The 230-nt window shown below is 40.4% G+C and carries 1 protein-coding gene; it reads left to right on the top strand.

Annotated elements, in window-relative coordinates:
* The coding region (locus SB689_RS24370) for an aldehyde dehydrogenase family protein (protein ID WP_410694587.1) at window positions 1-230 on the top strand (230 nt) is incomplete at both ends.

The raw sequence follows: 230 nt of genomic DNA, 5'->3' as shown, positions 1-230 counted from the left end.
CAGGACGTTTAGTGATGCAATATGCAACCGAAAACATCATTCCTGTAACATTAGAGCTAGGAGGGAAATCCCCCAATGTATTCTTCAATTCTGTAATGGATGCAGACGATGAATTTTTAGATAAAGCCATTGAGGGGGCTGTACTTTTCGCCCTTAACCAAGGAGAAATTTGTACATGTCCGTCAAGATTACTGGTTCAGGAAGGAATTGCAGATGCCTTTATTGAAAGA

This window comes from Chryseobacterium sp. SIMBA_038, assembly GCF_046535115.1.
Taxonomy (GTDB): domain Bacteria; phylum Bacteroidota; class Bacteroidia; order Flavobacteriales; family Weeksellaceae; genus Chryseobacterium.
This window is presented reverse-complemented; position numbering and strand designations above follow the sequence as displayed.